The sequence below is a fragment of the Rhodococcus sp. 14-2470-1b genome, from assembly GCF_002259415.1.
Classification (GTDB): Bacteria; Actinomycetota; Actinomycetes; order Mycobacteriales; family Mycobacteriaceae; genus Rhodococcoides.
In genome coordinates, this window is sequence record NZ_NPFY01000071.1 from 1 (window position 1) to 1,896 (window position 1,896).

1 protein-coding gene is annotated in these 1,896 nt (G+C 65.3%); it reads left to right on the forward strand.

Annotated elements, in window-relative coordinates:
• Window positions 1-1,896: condensation domain-containing protein (locus tag CH293_RS27775; RefSeq protein WP_255123022.1), on the forward strand; the 1,896-nt coding region annotated here is incomplete at both ends.

Genomic DNA, 1,896 nt, shown 5'->3' on the forward strand with positions numbered 1-1,896 from the left:
ATCGCCGCCCGCTACGTAGACCGACCCGGCTTCGACCACTTCACCCAATCCTTCGTCTTCACCACCCCACCCGACCTCACCACCGACACCCTCCACCGAGTCCTCAACAGGATCGCCACAGCCCACCCCACGCTCGGCGCTCGCCTTCGCCGCTCCGAAACCTGGGAGTTCACGCTTCCCTCCACAACGGTCGAATCGCCGATCCAATCGCTGACGACGTCGGACGGTTGGTCGAGTCCGCAATGGCTGACGACAGTCGACGACCTCGTCACCCGAATGTCCGATCAGATGGATCCGACGAACGGAGTCCTCTGGCGCGCAATGTGGTGCACCACCTCCGGTGATGCCACCGGCCGCCTCGTCATGGTCATCCACCACCTCGCCGTCGACGGAGTCTCCTGGCGCATCCTTCAAGACGACCTCGCACACGCCTGGGCACTCGACACCGGCGCCACCGAAGACGACCTGCTCCCCGCCGGAACCTCCATCACCACCTGGACCCACGCACTGACCGAACGCGCACGCGACCCCCACCTCACCGACCAACTCGAGCACTGGAACACCGTCGCCGACGCCACACACCCCCTCTTCGGCGAGCGGAGCGTCGACCCGGAGCGCGACACTCACGCCACAACCGAACAGATCGAGGTCACGGTTCCCGCCGACCTCACCGCTACCCTCATCGGCGACATCACCACCGCCCTCTCGGCGAGCGTCGAAGACATCCTGCTCGCCGCACTGGCCATCGCGACCGGCGGCTGGCGCGCACGCCACGGCCTCGAACCACAACCGGTCACCATCGGCATGGAAGGCCACGGCCGCCAGGAAACCCTCGTCCCCGGAGCAGACCTCTCACGCTCGATCGGCTGGTTCACCACCTGGTACCCGATCCTCGCCGACCTCACCGACCTCGACCCGATCGACACACTCACCGACCCCCACCTCGCCGCCGACGCCGTACTACGCATCAAAGACACACTCGCACGCGTCCCGGACCGCGGCATCAGCTACGGCATACTCACCCACCTCAACACCGAAGCTGCTCTCCCACAGAACATTCCGGACATCGGATTCAACTACCTCGGAAACTTGACCAGCGGCACAGCTGGTGACCGCTCCTGGACCAGCGCCCCCGAAATCCCGGGCATCCGTGGACACGTGCCCGCAGAGCTTCCCGCCGCCGCAGTTGTCGACGCCAACATCGCCGCGGTGTCGGACGCCGACGGCGCGACCGTCTTCGACGGTTCCTTCGCCTACGCCGAGAAAATTCTCACCACCGAACAAGCACACGAACTCGTCCAGTTGTGGACAGCCACGCTGCGATGCCTCGCCGCCTACACCGGCCGCAGCCGACGCTCACTGACCGACTTCACCGCCACCGGTCTCACCTACAACGACGTCACCGCATGGGAAGAGCGTTACGGCGACCTCACCGACGTCCAACCACTGACACCACTCCAACACGGCATGGTCTTCGAATCCATGCTCAGCGCTGTGTCCGGTACCGACGTGTACCTCACCCACACTGCGGTGACGGTGACCGGGCTGCTCGACTTGGACAGGCTCCGCATCGCCCTTGATCGACTCACGGACACACACCCCAACCTCAAGGCCGCGATCACACCCGCTGCGAACGGCGAATACGTCGCAGTGATCCCCACCGATGCCACCGTCACTCTTTCGCATACCGATATCGATACGTACGACACGGACGCGATCGCGGCGATCATCGACGCAGACCGGACGATCCCGTTGGCGCTCGACGAGGCGCCGTTGATGCGTGTCACCGCGGTCACGACCGCAGCCGACCAGCACACCCTCATCCTGACCATCCACCACGCCATCACCGACGGCTGGTCCACCCCGCCCCTGATCGCCACACTGCTCCGCGCCTAC